Below are 19166 nucleotides of genomic sequence, written 5' to 3' on the forward strand. Positions count from 1 at the left end.
CTGCCGCGCTTAGCGGCGGGGCATTTTTTCTTTGAACAGGTCATCAATGGGCTTGGGGTGACCCAGCAGATAGCCCTGATACCGATAGCAGCCATGGCCTTTTAACCAGTCCAACTGGGCCTGGGTTTCCACGCCTTCGGCCACTACCAACAAGCCCAAACTCACTGCTAACAGAATAATGGTATCGACGATCGCAGCGTCCGCCTTATCCGTCAGCAACTCACGGATAAACGACTGATCGATCTTGAGCTCATCGAGAGGCAGCCGTTTTAGATAACTCAGAGACGAATATCCCGTACCAAAATCATCCAAGGCAAAGCGAACGCCCTGTTCTCGCAACCTGAGCATGGTGTGACGTACACGGGTCGGCTCGCGCATCAGCAGACTTTCGGTGACTTCCAGTACCAACCGATTGGCAGGTGCCTGTGTCTGCTCGAGGCGTTTTTCCACCAGGTTGATAAAGTCGGGCTGCTGGAACTGAACCGAACTGACATTGACCGAAAGGGTCAGCGGTGCATAGGCGGTTTGCTGCGACCATTGGGCAAGTTGCTGGCAGGCCTGGGTCAACACCCAGTCGCCAATGGGAATAATCAGGCCGCTTTCTTCGGCTAGCGGTATAAACTCGGCGGGCGAAACCCAGCCACGCGCCGGATGATACCAGCGCAGCAACGCTTCGACGCCGGTCGTGACGCCCTTGTGGTTCACCTGAATCTGATAATGCAATTCCAGTTCATGACGAGCCAGGGCATGGTGGAGGTCGGCTTCCAGGTTCGCCCGTTCCAGCACGCTGGCTTGCATGTCGGGGTTGAAAAAGCGCAGCGTATTGCCGCCCGACGCCTTGGCCTGCTGAAGCGCCATATCTGCCTGCTGCAGGACCGCATCAAGCGACCCCGACTTGCCATTGAAAAGCGCCAACCCCAGGCTCGCGCTGATGGGCAGCGAGCGACTATTGCGCAATTGGTGGATCGTGGTCATCAGTTGCCGTGCAATGCGCTCAGCCTTGGCGGCAGCCTCCTCCTGCTGCGGGTCCAACTGGTTGACCAGCACCACGAATTCGTCGCTACTGAAGCGCGCCAACATGGCGTCCTTATCCAACGCCTGGCGGAGTTGTTCGGCCACATTGATCAACAGCTGGTCGCCGCTGGCATGCCCCTGCAGATCGTTCACCAACCGGAAATGATCGAGGTCGACGACCATCAACGCACCGAACTGCCTGTTCTGTCCGTCTTCCTCTATGGTGGTCGCCAGGGATTCCATCAGCAGACGCCGGTTAGGCAGACCCGTCAAGGCATCGTAATACGCCAGATAATGCGTACGCGACTGCATCTCCAGGTACTCGGTCAATTCGGTCGAGATCCCACACAACGAAGGTGGGCTACCCGGCGTTAATGTCAGCGGCATCTTGATCGACAGGAAGGTTCTTACCCGGTCGTCGTGCTTGAGGACATGACTCTCTTCCAGGGTGATTTTTTCACCCGACGCCAACACGCGGCGGTCGACCTGGACAATCTCGGCAGCCGTCGCAGGGTCAAAAAAAACCTCGTCGCGCTGCCCTATCACCGCCTCTGCTGGGCGATCAAAAAGCTCACAAATGCGATGATTGACATACTGATATGTCAGGTCAGGCGATTTGATGTAGATATAGGCATCCACGCTATCCAGAATGGTGCCCAGCATGGCCTCATTGGTTGCCAGCCGTACCCGCTGCCGTGCCACGCGCCGTTTCAATACAAGGTTCACCAGCAGCGCCACGACCAGTGACACAATCAATGCCGCCACGCCCCAGCGCAGCCACTTGTGGGTCTCGGGTGGGCTGGGTGCTCCCGCCTGCCAGGCTCGAAGCGTGGTAAAGTAGGGGGAACCCGTGTCCGCTTTCCAGCGCGTCAGATAGTCATCAAGGCGCTCAAGTACCGTTTGGGGAAACGATGGTGACCCTGCAAAATAAAGCTGGACGGGCTGAAACATTAACGGGGTATCAACCAGCCCAACTTCCCTAGCGCGCCATTCGCCAAACTGACGATTCGCTGCAGCGGCGTCAGCCTCACCGCTGGCAACCTTTGTAAAGCCCTCTTCAAAATCGGGAACGTTGATCCAGTCAACCGGTATATCAAAGCGTTGGGTAAGCGCTAATAAATGGTCTTGCTGAATTGATCCATCGACCACGGTTACCCGCTGTTCGGCTAAGTCCACCACTGCCTCTATCGATAGCCCTTCCCGCTGGTAAATTTGCGACCAGCTGTGCAGCGCGGGTTCGCTATGAAACCTGAATCGCTCGGCCCTTGCCTCGCTCCATGCCACATCGGGCAACAGGTCGATATCGCCGCGTTCGAGAAGCGCCAGGCAGCGCTGCCACTCACACGCGACCGGCTCGACCTGCCAGGTTTCGCGCTCGGCAATGGCCAGTAGCAGATCGCCCAAAATACCATCCAGGTGCTGCTGGTCATTGAGAAACAGTTTAGGTGGGTTGTGATGAACCCCGACACGCAGAGGCTCATCTGCCATTAGCGCCGGGGCTATCAGCAGGCTACCAAGCGCAAAGACGGCTCGGCCGACGCGATACCCTCGTGACAGACTTACGTTGGGACCTGACCGAGCCGCCATCAAGGTTACCATGATGCCTTTTACGCCCCGGGCATGGTGAGCGGGCCTGCGCGCTCCACAACGCGCTGCCAGGCGGTGTCAGCTTCAACGCGCTCGACGAAACGGGCAATTGCCGGGTAGGTCGACAAGGAATGCGTTGCCGCTACCGCCTGGAGGGGGAAGCTCATCTGCACATCCGCCCCACTCGGCCATGGGCCGGCAAAATGCTCGCGTGTTGCCAGATAGTCATCAATAAAGCGCAGGTGCTGATTGATTTGCGGATGCAGGAAAGTGCGGTTAACGGTCTGGGTAATGCCGTTGGCGACCGGCTTTACCAACCAGGGCGCGCGCTTGGGGAGTTGGCCAAACACCAGGTGCATGACCAGCAACGGCATCAAGGAGCCTTCGGCATAGTGCAGCCAGTAACGATAATCGACCCAGTCATTGGCGTTATCGCTATTCGGCTGGCAGCGGCCGTTGCCATAGCGTTGCAATAGATAGTCGATGATCGCGCCGGACTCGGCGACCGTCAGCTCACCGTCAGTGATCACCGGCGACTTACCCAGCGGATGCACTTCCTTGAGCGTTGCGGGGGCCTGCTGAGTGGAAGCGTCACGCTGATAAACGATGATCTCGTAGTCCAGCCCCAGCGTTTCGAGGAGCCATAAGATACGGTGCGAACGGGACTTTTCCAGATGGTGGACGTGGATCATAGTCTCTCCATGGGCAATTGGGCATGCCAGCCATGTACTGGCGCCAGTCTTCCTTTCACTGTGCCCATTCAGCATAGCAGCGTTGGCTGCGTAGTAGAAAACCTCTCTATGACCCTGCAGCCAACGCTAACATCAACTTAGGTGCTACGTTCAGAAAAGCACCGCTGGAGAGCTTCCAAGGGTGACACTTTGCCTTCAAGCCAGGGCGCCAACAAGCGCATCGAGAGCGGAATAAAGACAAACACCATGACCGGCGTCAGCATCAGCGTGCTGACCATAACCCGGGAGAGCATCGGCCAACTGGCGAAGGTGCTACCAAATAGCCAATGAAAAAGCAGCGATACAGGAAAAAAGGCGAGCCATACCGCCACGGCCTGTTTCCAGCGGGGCGGCGCTGGCGAATTCGCCTGGAACCAGGCATCGAGGCCGACAGCCCGATGCTCATGCGGGGCATCAAACAGGCCCTGGCCACGGGCCAGCCAGGCGCGCCGGGAAGCCGAATGTTCCCAAACAGCCAGTGTCTCGGCACTGCTGAAACGGAAGATAATCTGATACTCATCGTCGTCGGCGGGCGGTGCCAATACCCCGGATCCCAGGTAACCGGGGAAGTCCGCGGCCAGATGGCGGCCTTCATTGAGCCAGCGGGTGAAATGCGGATAACGTTCTTTGGCGACGCGACGCGCCACCATCAAGGTGACCGGTGAGGCAGACATGGTATATCTCCTGATAGCTCAGCAGCCGTCGCCGGGTAGGCAGGCTGTCAACGTACCCGGCGGGTAAGCCAGGACGTTCATTGAAGCGATCATTATAGCCTAGACCGAGGTCTTTTGGAGGTTCGGACCTGCAGAGGGAACTTAGCGGTTCGCCAGGGGATGGCGGCGCTCACCCCGCTGATAGGCCCGCACATGCTGATAAATCTCAACGGCACTGCGCAACGCCTGTGCCTCGTCGGGGTCAAGGATCACCTGCGGGCCTCTTTTACGGCCGTCGGCGTTCACCAGGGCCTCTACTTCCTCCCGATAGCGCGTCAACACATGCTCGAGGTGCATGCGCACAAGGCGCGCTTCCAGACGGAAAGCGTCCTGCTGTTCTTTGCGCCGCATAATCTCCAGTGGATCCGCGGACGCCTCCATAATGCTTTCCAGGGTATTGTTGATCAGCTTTTCGGCCGTATTGAGGTTGGGAATCACCTCGTAGACGACCTCATATAATGACACGTCAGATTTAGTATCGGGCATATAAACTCAACAGATACCGAGCGGATGAATACTGATAAATCGGCCCATTTCAGAAAACTTTAGTCGGTAGTGACCGTAAACGCCGTCGTGGGTCATGACGCGACGCAGCGCCTCTGCCGGGAACACCACACGGCGGCCGTCAAGGCTGTAGGTATAGACCTGGGCAATGCGCCCCTCGTAGTGCGCCAGGCACGCCTCATAGGAGAGATTAATCACCACATCAATCGTCTGCATCGCCTGTTTTCCTCGTCTCGGAGGTCCATTCAGCCAACGTTAACTTGCGCGACCGGCTTACCTCACCGATACTTTACGACACTTCTTTGTTTTCATGGAGCGCTTGCCATGACAATCGCCGTGCTAGGTGCTGCCTCGCTGTCAGCTTGGGCATCACCCACCTTCAATGCAGGTTCAGCCAAGGTCACAACGGCTGAGCCCAAGGCGGCTAACGCGTCATCTGCAGAGCCGGAAGCCTCATCGGACGAAGTCTCATCCGACAATGCGACCCGTGGCGAATCGGCGGGCCCAAAGCGCGCCGACGGTACGCCGATGGCCCCAGAAGAAATTGAACAGCTGGAGCAGCTCAAGCAGACCGACCGCGCAGTCAGGCAACACGAGATGGCCCACCAGACGGTTGGCGGTGCTTATGCAGGCGGTGCAAGCTATGATTACGAAGTAGGCCCTGACGGCCAGCGCTACGCCGTCGCGGGCGAGGTGTCGATCGATTACGGCCCGGTGCCTAACGACCCCAAAGCCACCATTGAGAAAATGCAAACCGTGATTGCCGCCGCGCTAGCCCCCGCCGATCCTTCACCAAAGGATTATCAGGTCGCCGCCCAGGCCAGGCAATATCTGCTTGAAGCCAAGCTTGAAGCGGCCATGCAAACCAGCGAAATGGCTCAGGCACGTGCCAGCGCAGAAGGTACAACACCGGCCAACGATGCAACGACTGACAGTGCCTTGAACCCTAGCAACGCGCCAAGCGCTGCTTAAGCTGTCGGCTTCTGCGCCTGACGGTTAATGCGTCTTTCCAAGCCCGCTCCAATCGGCCCGTCTCGGCCACGCGGCCAGCCATTGCGGCAGCTCAGTAGGCGGCATGGGGCGAGCAATGCCATAACCTTGTGCCAACTCACAGCCCAATGCGATCAGCGCTTTCGCATGCGCCAGCGTCTCAACACCCTCCGCCAGCATCGGCCGCTGAAAGCGATTTGCCATATAGATCACGCTTTCCACAATCGCCATGTCGTCCGCATCGCTTAACATATCGCGAACAAAGCTCTGGTCGATCTTGATCAGGTTCACCGGCAGTTGGCGCAGGTGGGTCAGCGATGAGAAGCCGGTACCAAAATCATCAATCGCAAAGTTGACCCCCAGGGCCTGGCATTTCGCCATGGTGTTCAACGCCGCCTGGATGTCGTGCATGGCCGCGCTTTCCAGCACTTCGAGCTTGAGCATGGCCGGCGGCACGCTGGGGTAGCGCGCCAACAGCTCACCCAGGCGCTGGCTGAAGTTTTCCAGGAGCAGGTGCGACGGGCTGATGTTGACGTTGACGGGCAGCGAAATCCCCGCCGCTTGCCACTTCACCAGTTGGCGCATCGCCTCTTCCAGCACCCATTCGCCAAGGTCAACCTCAAGCGGCGTCGCTTCAATGGTGGGCAGAAACTGGCCGGGGGCCAGCAGCCCTCTTTCAGGGTGCTGCCAGCGAATCAGGGCTTCCACCCCCACGACCTGGCCGGAACGCATATCGACCTGCGGCTGGTAGTAAAGCCGCAGCTCGTCGTTTGCCAATGCGTCCACAAAGCGCTGACGCTTTTCGTGGCGAACCTGCAGCAGACGGTCATGATTCGGATCAAAGACATGGAAGGTATCACGCCCCCGCTGCTTGGCCCGGTACATCGCCTGATGGGCATGGCGTAACAGGCCGTCTCCCTGCGCCGGGTCGTTAGGATAAAACGTCACCCCCAGGCTGACCGTGAGGTGAACCGTGTGCCCTTCAATAAAGAGCGGCCGCCGAATGGAGGCCAGCAGCTTTTCGAGGAACGCCTCGTCCACACCATGGTGGAGCAGCAGCACAAACTCATCACCGCCTACCCGAGCCAGCACATCGTCGCCATACAGCAGGTGACTGATACGTTGCGCAAAGCTCGATAGCAGCGCATCGCCCACGCTTGAGCCCAGACGGTCGTTGATGGCTTTAAAAAGGTCGATATCCAGGGAACACACCGCCAGCGACTGCTGCTTGTTTTCAGCGTGCTGTATGGATTCTTGAATGAGTTGCGTCAGCAGTTGCAGGTTGGGCAGCCCCGTCAAGGCATCAAAGTACACTTCCCGGTTAAGATGCCGCGCATGGGCAGGAATCGCGGACAGATCCGCCAGTACGATGACATGGTGGTCAACGTTACCCTCGGCATCGCGCACTCGATTGGTCGACATCATCCCGGGATAGAACTGGCCGTCGTGACTACAGTAACTCACCTGACTTTTACTGCGGTCTCGAAGATGAAGCTCTTCACGCATCAACCGAGCGGTGCGGCTGTCGTCCAACGGCAGGACACTGAATGCCTCGGGCGTCTTTCCCTTCACAGCCTCAAGCGTGCAGCCGGTCAGTTCACTGAAGGCCGGATTGACATCGATCACGCGGTTTTCCGCATCGGTAATGATAATTGCCTCGTTGGCATGCAGGAAAGCGGCTTGGGCGGGCTGCAGGGCCGACAGTCCAGTCGCGTCCAAGTCGTCGAGCGCATCGGCTTCGCCATGGGATAACGATAAAGCACGGGAATGAGGCAAAGACTGCGCCTTTGGTGTCGTGAAAGACTGGCTCATACGTCCCAGCGCTCCTCAATTTATAATAGTCGTCAATGTATTTTTAGCTGCGTCAGAGGCCTCCCATACACAGCAGGCTCATTATATTATCACCTGCTGTTAAACCCTGCGCGACACGAAAATCATCGCTAATCATCCGATCATGTCATTATCGGGAAAAAGGCAGATAACTTTAGGGTAATGGCGAATAAGGCGTATTGATCTGGTTCATCAAATTGATCGTTGGGAAGACTCAGGGGGCGGGGCTGGCAGCGCCCAAAAAACGTTGCTGCCAGTAGTCGATATCCAGCGGCACACTCACCACTTTGCGGCCGCTGCCGGGGGCGTGAATCATCTGCCCCTGCCCGCGGTAAATGCCCACATGGGTGGCCTTCTGGCGTGAGCCAAAAAACAGCAGATCACCGGGGCGCGGGGCATCCACGGTGGCCAGTTGGCGAAACTGCTGGTCGGCGGTGCGAGGCACGTTAATGCCCGCCGCTCGATAGACCATTTCCACCAGCCCGGAGCAGTCCAGGCCGTCGGGCGAATTACCGCCAAAGCGGTAGGGAGTGCCCAGCGCTTGCTGGGCATGGGAAAGAATCAGCGCCCGCTCCATGGACAAGCCCTGGGCGTCGTCGAGGCGTTCATTGAGCGCGGTGTCGCGGCTGGCACAGCCTGACACCATCATGAGGATTAGCACACCTACCACAGGTAAACCGCGCGCGAAGGGCATGGATGCGCCTCTACTTAGGCCGATTCGTCTATAGCATGGCGCAAACACCGCCACTCTGCAAAATGGTCATATAATCGCGTGGCGTACCCGGGCGGATATCCATTCGGACACCAAGACGGTGGCAAAAATCATGACGAAAATCACGCTGACCTGATCCCAGGCAAGACTGTTGATCGAGGCGTTCAACTGCAGGCCGATACCGCCCGCCCCCACCAGACCCAGCACGGTCGATTCGCGGATGTTGATATCCCAGCGGTAAACGCTGATACCGGCAAACGCCGGCATGACCTGGGGCAGTACGCCATAGTTCATGACCTGCATGCGGCTTGCTCCGGTCGCGCTGATCGCCTCGACCGGCGTGGGATGAATCTCTTCGATGGATTCGTAGAGCAGCTTGCCCACAAAGCCGATGGAGCGCAGGGCAATGGCGATAATGCCTGCCAGCACGCCGGGGCCCAGAATGGTCACCAGCAGCATTGCCCAGATCAGCGAGTTGATCGAGCGCGACGACACGATCACCACCAGCGCGGCGCTGCGAATCAGCGGATGCGGTGTGGTATTGCGAGCCGCCAGAAACGCCACCGGAAAGGCCATGATAATGCCCAGTGCCGTGCCCAGGGTGGCAATGTTCAGGGTGTCCCACATGGGCTTCCACAAGACATTGGCGTAGCCCCACGCCGGTGGGGTCATGCGGCTGATCAGGTCGGCTCCCTGGCGGCCGGCGTCTTCGACAAACACCCACATGGTGTTATCCGAAATCAGCTTCCAGCAGAGCAGAAACAGGCTGACCCCTGCCAGCCAAGCCAGGTACTGCAGCCATTGCGCGCGGGTCGTGCGCCGCCGCCAGACCGGTTGACCCAGAGGTGAGGTGGAAACGGGCATTCAACTTCTCCACAAAGTATCGATTCAGCAAGGACTGATTCAGGGTTATTGGGTCCAGCGGCGGACATGGCTCGAACTGTATTCGCACAGCAGGACGATGGCGATGATGATCAGCAGGATCGCCGCGGAGGTATCATATTCGTAGCGGCTCAGCGAGGTGTTCAAGGTGGCCCCGATACCGCCTGCGCCGACAATCCCGATGACCGAAGATTCGCGGAAGTTGATATCCAGGCGGTACATGGAAAGCCCGATCAAACGCGGCATGACCTGGGGTTGAATCGCGTGATTCATGGTCTGCCACCAGCTGGCACCCGTGGCGCGCACTGCCTCGACCTGCCGCCAATCCAGGTCCTCGATGTCTTCGGCCAGCAGCTTGGCCATGAACCCAATCGTCGCAAACGCCAGGGTAATCATGCCGGCAAAAGGCCCGAAGCCGAACATCACCACGAACAGGATGGCGATGATGACCTCCTGAAAAGTGCGTGATACCGCAATGATCGCCCGGCAGACAGTGTAAATCGGCAATGGTGCAATATTGCGCGCGCCCCCCAGCCCGACGGGTATCGCCAGCAGCACCCCAATCACCGTGGAGGTCAGCGTCATGGTCAAGCTTTCCAGCAGGCCCGCGACGATATCGTCGTAACGGCTGACAAAATCGGGCTGCATAAACGCGCCCAGAAAATTCACGGCACGGCCCGCCCCCTCGGCCACGCGCTCCCAGTCCACCTCCACCGAGGCCAGTGCCAACACAAGATACACCAACACCCCGAGGACAATGCCCCAGCGCAGCCGCGGGCTTTCGATCAGCGGTAGCCGCCGCCACTCGCCGCGGTGCGCCGCTTGCTGGCGCGCTGTCAACATCTCGGCCTGCTCGCTCATCGTCCGCCTCCGACGGCCATTGCGGGGGCCGCGCCGTACGAGGCTGTATCGCGCGGGTCTTCGCTAACCTCGTCATCCATTGGTTCGGGCGTGGTATCCCAGTCCTCCTCGCCGTAGATCGTGGTGAGAATCTCGCTGGTGAGCTCACTGGGGTCACCGTCGAAGACGATTTCACCCGCCCGCAGTCCGACGATGCGGTCGGCAAACTGCTTCGCCAGCGCCACATCATGGATATTGATAATCGCCGCCAGATCGCGCTCGGCACACAGCTCGCGGATCAAGCGCATGATTTGACGGGAGGTTTTCGGGTCCAGGCTGGCAGTAGGCTCATCAACCAACAGCAGCTTGGGGCTTTGCAACAGGGCCCGGGCGATCCCCACGCGCTGGCGCTGGCCGCCCGATAACGCATCGGCTCGTTTATCGATGGCGTGGGTCAAGCCAACCCGCTCCAACAGCCGAAACGCTTCCACCACCGCTTCCTGGGGGTAGCGGCGCAGAAAGCTGCGCCAGAACCCCACGTAACCCAGCTGACCGGAGAGTACGTTTTCCATCACCGTGAGCCGGTCAACCAGGGCGTACTCCTGGAAAATCATGCCCATGGAACGCCGCGCATGACGCAGCTTGTGGCCTGAAAGCTTGGTGAGCTCGGTATCTTCCAGGCGAATGCTGCCCTGGGTGGGCTCTACCAGCCGGTTCACACAGCGAATCAGGGTGCTTTTACCGGCACCGGATGGCCCAATCAGCGCCATCACCTGGCCATTGGGGAGTGTCAAATCGATATCGGTCAGCGCCCGGTCCCCGGTTGGGTAGCGCTTGGCGACACCACTGAGTGTCAACATTTTCTTACCTCGCGTGTATAGCGAAACGGCCAGAAAGGCGCGCCTTCCTGGCCGGTTAACAACCTCTATCCCGCGATCAGTCGCAGTCGTAGGTCACTCCATTGGCGTCAGCGATGGTGCGAATTACCGCCCAGTTATCCTCATAGGTAATCGGAATGAACTGCGCTTCGCCGGAGTTAGCGAACTCTTCTTCCAGGGCCGTGCCTTCCCAGTCGTAGCTGAAGAAGGCGTCCTGGATGTCCTCTGCCAGTTCGGGGGCCAGGTTATGGGCCGTGCCATAGGCAGTGGTCGGGAACGTATCGGAGGTGTAGATGACTTCGTAATCGCCTTCCTGGACGACGTCACGCGCCAGCATGCGGCGGGCGACAGAATTGGCGATGGCGGCCGCTTCGTAGTCTTCGTTGACCACGCCGAGAATCGAGTTGTCATGGGAACCGGAGAACGCTGTTTCAAAGTCTTCTCCCGCTTCCATATCGTACTCGGAGCGCAGCAGCGCGGAAGGTGCACGGAAACCGGAGTTGGACGTCTCGGAAGTGAACGCCAGTTGACGACCTTCCAGATCTTCAACGGACTCGATGCCGCTGCCCGGATAGGTGATGATCTCCATTTCGTAACCGAAGCTGCCGTCCTCGGCGGCCATCATGGCGAACGGGCGGAAACCACCGCAGTTGACCGCCACCGGAACGCCGCCAGTGTTAAAACCGGCGACGTGCAACCGGCCCGCGCGCATGGCTTCCTGCTGGGCAGCGTTGGACTGCACCGGGAAGAACTGCACCTCTTTGCCTGTAGCCTCACTCAAGTGATCAAGAAAGTCAGACCAGACATCGGCATAGACCGCAGGGTCTTCCACCGGCGTGTAGGCAAACACCAGCGTATCCGGGTCAACCCACTGGGACTCATCGCTGGGTACATCCGCGATCAGATCGCCATCCGAATCCTGGTAGCGGCTGGAAAGATCGGCCTGAACCGCCACGGCGGAGAAGGCAAAGGCACTGGCAACGGCGGCGCTGATGAGGGTACGAGGAAGAGATAACGTCTGCATGGATCACCTGATGCGTTGTTAGAAGACACAACGATACTGACGCGCTCATATGACAGGAGCGGGACATTCAGATGACCCATTGATGACGTTTTGACGAACGTAATGTGTCATTCCGCCTTGGAGCTGGCAATGTTGCGGCTACGTCGCTCGACAAACAGGCTGTTGCCAGGAATTTTTTTGGCCTGCTTTTTTAACTCCGAAAGCTCGGCAGCGACATCCAGGGCCTTACAGTCGGCGGCGGGAGGAATCGGCTTGACAGCAATCGAGACGCTGACGAACGGGAAAAAGCTGATTGTTCCCTGCCGGTTTTCAATGTGAATTCCACCACGCTTGCGGTCGTCCTCTTCATAAAACCCGGGGGCCATCAATTCCATATGATGCAGGATCTGCTGGCACGCTTTTTCCCAATGCGCCAACGGCAGCAGCAGCATGAAATCATCCCCGCCGATATGGCCGATAAAGCCACCGACGCTATCCACCTGAGCCTCCAGCAGCCGGGATAACGAAATGATCATATGATCGCCACGGGCATAGCCGTAGGCGTCGTTAAAGGCCTTGAAATTGTCCAGGTCGACATAGGCAGCGGCCACCCCCTCACCGGCATTCAGGTAGCGCCCCAGGGTTTCATTGATCAGGATATTGCCTGGCAAGCCGGTAAGCGGGTTGGCGTGGCGCGCCTGGCGAACCTGGATGGCGGTAATTTCACGCAACAGGTCGACAATATTGCCCATGCCCAGGTAGTGGCTGTTTTCGTCGACAATCACAAAGTCTTCCTGCTCGATATCGCGGCTATCCGTCAGTTGCTGACTCAATATTTCCAGCGGGGTACTGGCATTGGTGATCAATGACTTGTTGTCGGCGACATCCAGCACGCAACGCTTGGCATAAAGCGCATGGCTGTAGGGGTTAGTAAACAAGGTTAAAAACGCATTACGGCGTACCACGGCCACGGGCTTGCCGTCATCGACCACCGCCACGCAGCGAAGACTCGTCTGTTGTCGAAAGCGCTCGGCCAGCGTGAGAACAGCGCAGTTGGGGGTGACCGCGTCAATCGCCTGACAGATCGAACGGGCCGTTCGTCCCGCCGGGCTTGCCTGCGGTTTAGCGGCAGGCAGCCGCATATGCAGTTGCAGCGGTGGCTCCGTGCTGGGCCTGGCAAAATAAAACCCTTGAAGCAAGGCCAGGCCACGATCAAGCTCCCATAGGCACAGGTGCTCAGCGGCGGTTTCAACACCCTCCGCAATCAACTGGCAGTCCAGGCTACGCGCGACATCCAGAATGGAGCGCAGAAACTCGCGCTTGGCGGGCTCCTGGTCAATGCCCGAAATAAAGTGGCGATCCAGTTTGACGAAGTCCGGGCGCAGCTCCGACCAGTGGCGCAGGCTTGAGTGGCCTGCGCCGAGATCGTCCAAGGCCACCTGAAAGCCCATCTGGCGATAGTGATCCACGGCCTGGCGCATCAACTGGTAATCATGAATGGGCACATGCTCCGTCAGCTCGATCACGACACGTTCTGGAGGAAGGCCGCTTTCGCGAATGAAGCCTAGCGTCAAGCCTTCGCGAAAATCACGCTCCAGGATGGTGAGCGGCATGACGTTCAGAAATAGCAGGCCGGGTAGCTGAAGCTCTGCAAAGCGACAGATTGCCAGGCGACGGCAAAGCAGGTCCAACTCCACCAGAAGCCCTGCCTGAGTGGCGACTTCAAACAACCGCAGCGGTGAATAAAGGGGGGAGGCGCGAGGCCCACGCACCAATGCCTCGTACCCATAGATGGCTTGCTGGCTGGCATCCACAATGGGCTGGAAAAGAACCTGCAAGTCTTCTGTATGAATGATGCGGTTAAGCCACTGCGCTTCTTGTGCGGTCATTGCCTGTTCGTCACATTAAATAACAATCGGTTATCCCTAGCGTTTTTATCCATTCGCTAAGCGTGGGCCAATACCGTGACGAAATGATGACAGCCGCTATAACCCCTAACGCGCCGGTATATCGGGCGGTGGAAAACAGGCTTCTCCTCCGCTGGCGTCCAGCTGGCGAATGTCGACCGGGCAGCCGTGTTCGTCGAGGGTCACCAGCCCGATACCGCTGGCGTTCCAAAGCCGTTCGCCAGCACTTGCACGGTCGGGGTCCCGGGGGTGAACACTCAGTTTACGTCGTTTGGTAAACCAGTTGAGCGGTGACCAGGGGGCATACAGCCAGCGATTGAGCCGATCGAAGGTGTCCAACAGCGAATCGGGAAAGGTATTTTTGACCCCGCTGGAGGTGATCTGCCATAGCCTGGGCGCCTGCTTGCGGTGACGCACCACGATGTCGTAGGCAAAGGAGTAGTGCACATCGCCGGACAGGATCACGTAGTTGCCGGGGGTTTTGGAATGCTGCCAAATCTGCAGCAGCACGTTTGCGGCCCCGCGATGCGCCATCCAGTTTTCGGCGTCGACCATCAGCGGTTTGCCCGCCAGGGTAAACAGCTTCTGGATGCCTTCGATCAGCTTGACGCCAAACATCGGCGCGGGAGAAATGATCACCGCGCTGGGCGCTCCGATCAACGCCTGCTGCATTTCGATCAGCGCCTCCCAATCCATCAACCCGGAAGGGCGCTGCGGGTGTCGCTCGTTACGCCAGCGGCGCGTACGCGTGTCCAGCACGATCAATGGCGGTTCGCCGGCGACCTGAAACGCCCAGCTCTGGAACGCCAGCAGGCTGTCAATCAGCCCATCCTGGGCAACGGTGGCGAGATAGCCGGTGCTGTCTACCGACTCAAGCATCGCCTTGGTCTCGTCAATCAGCGGGTTGAGCCTTTCCGGCGCGTTACCCCACCCCTGACAAAGCAGGTAAGCGATCAAGGCATTGCCGATAATCTGCTTCGAGAACGGGTGGCCATAGGCACTGCGCTCCCACTCGGCGGTCAGGTTCCAATCGTCGGTTACATCGTGATCGTCGAAGATCATCAGACTCGGCAAATGCGCCATGGCGCGCGCGCACTGGGGCAGCCCCGCCACAAACGCCTCGATCACGGCCTGCTCCTGCTGATAGCGCGCAGCGTCCTTGTCACTCAGTGGTGGCTGAGTGGGCGCAATGACCTGCCATGCCACGGGCGACCACACCAGGCAATACATGGCCAGCATTTCGCCCAGCGTCATCAGGTGATTCTGCGCATTGGCCGAGGTAAAGACGGGCTTTTTGACGCCGCCAAAAAAACGCTCGCGTAGCGCCACGTTGCTGGTGATATCCGGTAGTAACTGACTGCGCTGGTAGTAGCTATCCGGGGACGCATAGAGCGCCTGGCTGTCGCTGATGGTCGCCCCTTCCAGATACTCGTCGACCAGCCCCAGGCGTTCCGTCAGAGCATGAATTGCCCGCAGCATCGGCCCTGCCACGTCATCCACATACACCTGATCGCCGGTCATCAGCAACCACGCGGGCCATTCACCTGGCGTCGCCTGACGCTCGCCCAACCACTGGTCGGCACGCACCAGGCCGTCGGCGCTATCATGGTGGGGCTTGCGGCAGGAGCCGTGCATCAGGCGATGATGCCGCGAGGCGATCACACAACCCGGGTAGGCCTGGTCGTCGTAGCATAACCACGGCGCCCATTCGGGAAGCGACAGGTAACCGCCATCGCGCTGCTGCACCTTCAGGTCATAGGCAATGCGCTCATCCCGGGGCAAAGGGCTCGCCAAGGGCACGTCGATCAAATGGATAAACGCATGCTGCCCGACCGGCAGGCATTGCTGGTAAGCCGCGAGCGGATACGTCTGCGCTTGCGGCTCTCCGGGGTGCAACACCAGGGACATGGTGAGCGGCCGCGACGTCAGGCACCACATCACCCAACGTGATGGGGTGATGCGGCGCAGAATAGGACCAACCAGTACATCCGGGAGGGCTGCCGCGGGGTGGCTCATTGATGGCTCCTTGTCTACTCATCGTCCAAATGGCAACGCGCCACGGCTGATACATTCGAGCGGTGCCGCTACCCGTCAACGCCATAACACGATACCGTATTTCTCAAGCGGCGAGAGCCGTCACTTGATCAGGAGGTGTCATGCTAGCCATCAACACACCGCCACTGGAAGGCGTGTCGTCAACGCATCAGGACGTGACGTTGCGCGATCTTGCGTGGCTGGCGGTGACCCCGGACGTAATCGAGTTGCCACCCTCCTTCCCTCAGGCAGGTCGCCCGAGCCTTGAAGAACTCGGCCTGGGCGAGTCGCTGGATGACTGGCTGCAGCGCTTGGCAATACCGATCTTGGCAGGCAACGGCCAACGGGCAAACCGGATGGGCCATTACCATGAGCGGCTGTGGCACTGGCTGCTGGATCGCGCGCCCAACACCTGTTTGCTGGGCCATAACCTGCGCATTACCCGCAAGCGCATTACCTTGGGCGAGCTTGACATGCTCTACCGCAGGCGGGATCACCCGGCACCGGTGCACCTGGAAGTGGCGATCAAGTTTTATCTGGGCTTGCCCGAAGGGCCTGGAGACGCCACCAGCCAGAGCCGCTGGATAGGCCCGGGCGGTCTGGACAGCCTGGCACTGAAATACCGCCATTTGCAGCGTCATCAGTTGCCACTGTCTTCCACAACACCCGCGCTGGAAACACTAGGCCACTGGCTGGCCCCTCGGGATACAGGACATATAGAGGCGGACCTTGGCGGGCAGCTAACCCAGCGGATGGCCATGCCGGGCGTGCTGTTTTATCCATGGCACGCGCCCATGCCATCGCCGGAGGGTGCCACCGCTGCACACCGCAGAGGACGCTGGTGCCACGTTAGCGATTGGCCAGCGTTTGCCTCTACCCTACCCGCTGATTTTCTGGTGGCCTGGCTCGAAAAACCGCACTGGTTGGCGCCGCCAACGTTTGACGCCTTCAAACCAGCGTCACAATCACTGATGCCGCTATTGGCGATGGCCCGGCATCAGCCGCAGCAGGTCATGATATACCTGCCCTCGACCCAGCGCTGCGAGCGGCTGTTTATCGTGCCCGACGACTGGCCGCGCCAGGTGCCTTTGCCACCGCGTTTGCAAGCGCATTAAACCACCACCAGATTATCCCGGTGAATCAACTCGTGAGCCTCCACGTAGCCAAGGATGGCTTCAATTTGATGGCTTGGCTTGCCCGCTAGCTGACGGGCTTCGTCGGCCCCGTAGTTGACCAGGCCTTTTGCCACGGTCGTGCCCTGTTCATCGACACAGGCCACCATATCGCCGCGCTTGAAGCTGCCCTGGACGGTGCGCACGCCAACGGCCAGCAGGCTGGAGCCTTTATCGCGCAGTACCTTGACCGCCCCAGGGTCAAGCACCAGGGTGCCACGCACCTGGAGTTGCCCTGCCAACCAGCGTTTACGCGCCGCGATGGGGGCTTGCTCCGGTCGCAGCAGCGTGCCCAGCACCTCGCCCGCCATGACCCGGGTGATGACATCGGGCTGCCGACCACTGGCGATCACCGTGACCGCACCGGAACGGGCCGCCAATTGAGCGGCGCGCACCTTGGTGGTCATGCCGCCCCGCCCCAGCGACCCGCCGCTACCCGCAACGGCCGCCAGGCGCGGGTCGTCGGCCCGGGCCTCGCCAATCAGCTGTGCGTCTGGGACGTGGCGGGGATCCGCGTCGAACAAGCCTTCCTGGTCAGTCAGCAGCAGCAGGGCGTCGGCTTCGAGCAGGTTGGCGACCAGGGCGCCCAAGGTGTCGTTATCGCCAAAGCGAATCTCATCGGTGACCACGGTGTCGTTTTCGTTGACCACCGGGACGACGCGCATTTCCACCAGGGTGCGCAATGCGGAAAGCGCGTTAAGGTAGCGCTTGCGGTTGGAAAGGTCGTCGTGGGTCAGCAGGATCTGCGCGGTCAGCACACCGTGGCGGGCGAAGTGCTGCTCATAACACTGGGTCAGGCCGTTTTGGCCCACCGCCGCCGCGGCCTGGAGTTCGTGTACCGCGCTGGGGCGTGCCTGCCAGCCCAGCCGCACCATGCCAGCGGCAACCGCACCCGACGACACCAGGACGACCTCGATGCCCCGCTGGTGCAAGGCCGCCACTTGATCGACCCAACGGCCAATCGCCACTTCATCCAGGCCACGACCGTCATTGGTCAGCAGCGCGCTGCCCAGCTTGACCACGACGCGGCGAGCCCTGCTCAACGCCGCTCTACCCAGCACCGACTCATTGCTTGCCACGTCGCTCTCCTCCCTTTTGGCCAACCCTGCGCCTTTAGCCCTCAAGGCGCGTATTCGACGTCCACATCGTAATCATCATCGTCGAAGTCGTCGTCATCTTCATCGTCGCGTTTGCGCTTGCGGCCGAGTCGCGCTTCGGTGCGGGCCACGGACTCTTCCTCCATGCGCCGACGCATTTCCTGTTCGCGGGCATGGGCTTCTTCGTCTTCGTGTTCCAGGCGCTGCTGCTCGGTGAGCCACCGATAGGCCGCCTGCACCAGTTTGTCGGTGCCGTCGCTGCTGATCGCCGAAATGCGGAACACCGGCCCTTGCCAGTTCAGCGCATCGATAATCGCCTGGGCACGCGCCTCGCGCTCTTCTTCATGCAGCAGGTCGAACTTGTTCAGCACCAGCCAGCGGGGGCGCTCGGAAAGCGCCGGTGAGAACTGGCCCAGTTCGTGAACGATCGCCTTGGCCGCCTCGACCGGGTCGGATTCATCGAACGGAGCCACGTCGACCACATGGAACAGCAGCCGCGTACGGGTCAGATGCTTCAAAAAGCGCAATCCAAGCCCCGCGCCATCGGACGCGCCTTCGATCAGGCCCGGCACGTCGGCCATGACGAAGTGCTCGTGCATGCCCAGCTTTACCACGCCCAGGTTGGGCACCAGGGTGGTAAACGGATAGTTGGCCACCTTGGGCTTGGCCGCCGATACCGAACGAATCAGCGTCGACTTGCCCGCGTTGGGCATGCCCAGCAATCCCACATCCGCCATGACTTTCATTTCAAAGCGCAGGTTGCGGCGATCCCCCTCGGTGCCCGGCGTGGTTCGCCGGGGGGCACGGTTGGTGGACGACTTGAAGTGGATATTACCCAACCCGCGACGGCCGCCTTCGGCCACCAGCACGACCTGACCGATCTCGGTCACATCGGCAATCACTTCGAGGGTATCCTCGTCGATCACCGTTGTCCCCACCGGCACTTTGACGTGCAGGTCTTCTCCGGCCTTGCCGCTCATCTGGCGGCCCATGCCGCCCTGACCGTTTTCGGCTTTGTAGAAACGCTGGTACTTGAAGTCGATCAGCGTATTCAGCGCATCGTCACCAATCAGGTAAACGCTGCCGCCGTGGCCGCCGTCGCCCCCGTCAGGACCGCCTTTGGGCACGTATTTTTCGCGGCGAAAGCTGAGACAGCCATTGCCGCCTTTTCCCGCCTCAACAATGATGGAGGCTTCATCGACGAACTGCATTGGTTTCTCCCGGCCGCTTTCGCCGCCCGATAGTCACCCGACCTTTGCTTCATGCGTTCAG

General features: G+C 59.7%; 17 protein-coding genes. 2 read left to right on the forward strand and 15 right to left on the reverse strand.

Annotation, left to right across the window (positions count from 1 at the left end; genetic code table 11):
- Positions 1 to 9: 9 nt before the first annotated feature.
- The 5 genes from ADS46_RS03215 to ADS46_RS03235 form a co-directional block, all read right to left on the reverse strand.
- Positions 10 to 2613 (reverse strand): EAL domain-containing protein, encoded by a 2604-nt coding sequence (locus ADS46_RS03215; RefSeq protein ID WP_234346756.1) that lies wholly within the window; start codon positions 2611 to 2613, stop codon positions 10 to 12.
- Positions 2614 to 2621: 8 nt separating this feature from the next.
- Positions 2622 to 3293, reverse strand: coding sequence for a glutathione S-transferase (locus ADS46_RS03220; protein ID WP_066316188.1), 672 nt, complete (start codon positions 3291 to 3293; stop codon positions 2622 to 2624).
- 137 nt (positions 3294 to 3430) lie between these two features.
- Positions 3431 to 4006, reverse strand: a complete 576-nt coding sequence (locus ADS46_RS03225; protein WP_066316190.1) for an antibiotic biosynthesis monooxygenase — start codon at positions 4004 to 4006, stop codon at positions 3431 to 3433.
- Positions 4007 to 4147: 141 nt separating this feature from the next.
- On the reverse strand, positions 4148 to 4531 hold the full coding sequence (locus tag ADS46_RS03230) for a hypothetical protein (RefSeq protein WP_066316197.1): 384 nt from the start codon (positions 4529 to 4531) through the stop codon (positions 4148 to 4150).
- Between the two features lie 6 nt (positions 4532 to 4537).
- A complete protein-coding gene (locus tag ADS46_RS03235; RefSeq protein ID WP_066316201.1) occupies positions 4538 to 4765 on the reverse strand; it encodes a DUF2835 family protein in 228 nt (75 codons plus the stop codon).
- Between the two features lie 108 nt (positions 4766 to 4873).
- Between ADS46_RS03235 and ADS46_RS03240 the strand changes: the two genes are divergently transcribed.
- Positions 4874 to 5521, forward strand: a complete 648-nt coding sequence (locus ADS46_RS03240) for a putative metalloprotease CJM1_0395 family protein (protein WP_066316202.1) — start codon at positions 4874 to 4876, stop codon at positions 5519 to 5521.
- A gap of 24 nt (positions 5522 to 5545) precedes the next feature.
- Here ADS46_RS03240 and ADS46_RS03245 read toward each other — a convergent pair whose 3' ends face one another.
- The 8 genes from ADS46_RS03245 to ADS46_RS03280 form a co-directional block, all read right to left on the reverse strand.
- The gene (locus ADS46_RS03245; protein WP_082925962.1) at positions 5546 to 7351 is read right to left on the reverse strand and encodes a putative bifunctional diguanylate cyclase/phosphodiesterase; all 1806 of its coding nucleotides are present in this window, start codon (positions 7349 to 7351) and stop codon (positions 5546 to 5548) included.
- A gap of 232 nt (positions 7352 to 7583) precedes the next feature.
- Positions 7584 to 8063 carry a C40 family peptidase gene (locus ADS46_RS03250; RefSeq protein ID WP_066316204.1) on the reverse strand — a complete coding sequence of 160 codons (480 nt, stop codon included), beginning with the start codon at positions 8061 to 8063 and terminating at the stop codon, positions 7584 to 7586.
- A gap of 66 nt (positions 8064 to 8129) precedes the next feature.
- Entirely contained in the window at positions 8130 to 8945 is an 816-nt protein-coding gene (gene phnE / locus ADS46_RS03255) for a phosphonate ABC transporter, permease protein PhnE (protein WP_066316207.1), read from the reverse strand.
- 45 nt (positions 8946 to 8990) lie between these two features.
- On the reverse strand, positions 8991 to 9824 hold the full coding sequence (gene phnE / locus ADS46_RS03260; protein ID WP_066316210.1) for a phosphonate ABC transporter, permease protein PhnE: 834 nt from the start codon (positions 9822 to 9824) through the stop codon (positions 8991 to 8993).
- Positions 9821 to 10663, reverse strand: a complete 843-nt coding sequence (phnC, locus tag ADS46_RS03265) for a phosphonate ABC transporter ATP-binding protein (protein ID WP_066316212.1) — start codon at positions 10661 to 10663, stop codon at positions 9821 to 9823. Before phnC ends, phnE (ADS46_RS03260) begins: the two co-directional genes overlap by 4 nt.
- 76 nt (positions 10664 to 10739) lie before the next feature.
- Positions 10740 to 11705, reverse strand: coding sequence for a phosphate/phosphite/phosphonate ABC transporter substrate-binding protein (gene phnD, locus ADS46_RS03270; RefSeq protein ID WP_066316214.1), 966 nt, complete (start codon positions 11703 to 11705; stop codon positions 10740 to 10742).
- Positions 11706 to 11812: 107 nt separating this feature from the next.
- The gene (locus ADS46_RS03275) at positions 11813 to 13573 is read right to left on the reverse strand and encodes a bifunctional diguanylate cyclase/phosphodiesterase (RefSeq protein WP_066316216.1); all 1761 of its coding nucleotides are present in this window, start codon (positions 13571 to 13573) and stop codon (positions 11813 to 11815) included.
- A gap of 105 nt (positions 13574 to 13678) precedes the next feature.
- Complete coding sequence (locus ADS46_RS03280) at positions 13679 to 15607, reverse strand: hypothetical protein (RefSeq protein WP_066316220.1); 1929 nt, start codon at positions 15605 to 15607, stop codon at positions 13679 to 13681.
- A gap of 140 nt (positions 15608 to 15747) precedes the next feature.
- On the opposite strand from ADS46_RS03280, the gene ADS46_RS03285 reads away from it, so the two are divergent.
- Positions 15748 to 16740: a DUF1853 family protein gene (locus ADS46_RS03285; protein ID WP_066316222.1), complete on the forward strand. Its 993-nt coding sequence runs from the start codon at positions 15748 to 15750 to the stop codon at positions 16738 to 16740.
- Here the strand turns inward: ADS46_RS03285 and proB are convergent.
- Positions 16737 to 17876, reverse strand: a complete 1140-nt coding sequence (gene proB / locus ADS46_RS03290) for a glutamate 5-kinase (protein WP_066316224.1) — start codon at positions 17874 to 17876, stop codon at positions 16737 to 16739. The two genes, ADS46_RS03285 and proB, sit on opposite strands and share 4 nt — an antisense overlap.
- Positions 17877 to 17917: 41 nt before the next feature.
- A complete protein-coding gene (gene cgtA, locus ADS46_RS03295) occupies positions 17918 to 19105 on the reverse strand; it encodes an Obg family GTPase CgtA (protein WP_066316227.1) in 1188 nt (395 codons plus the stop codon).
- Between the last annotated feature and the right edge of the window lie 61 nt (positions 19106 to 19166).

Origin of the sequence: Halomonas sp. G11 (genome assembly GCF_001663515.1) — a bacterium.
Classification (GTDB): Bacteria; Pseudomonadota; Gammaproteobacteria; order Pseudomonadales; family Halomonadaceae; genus Vreelandella.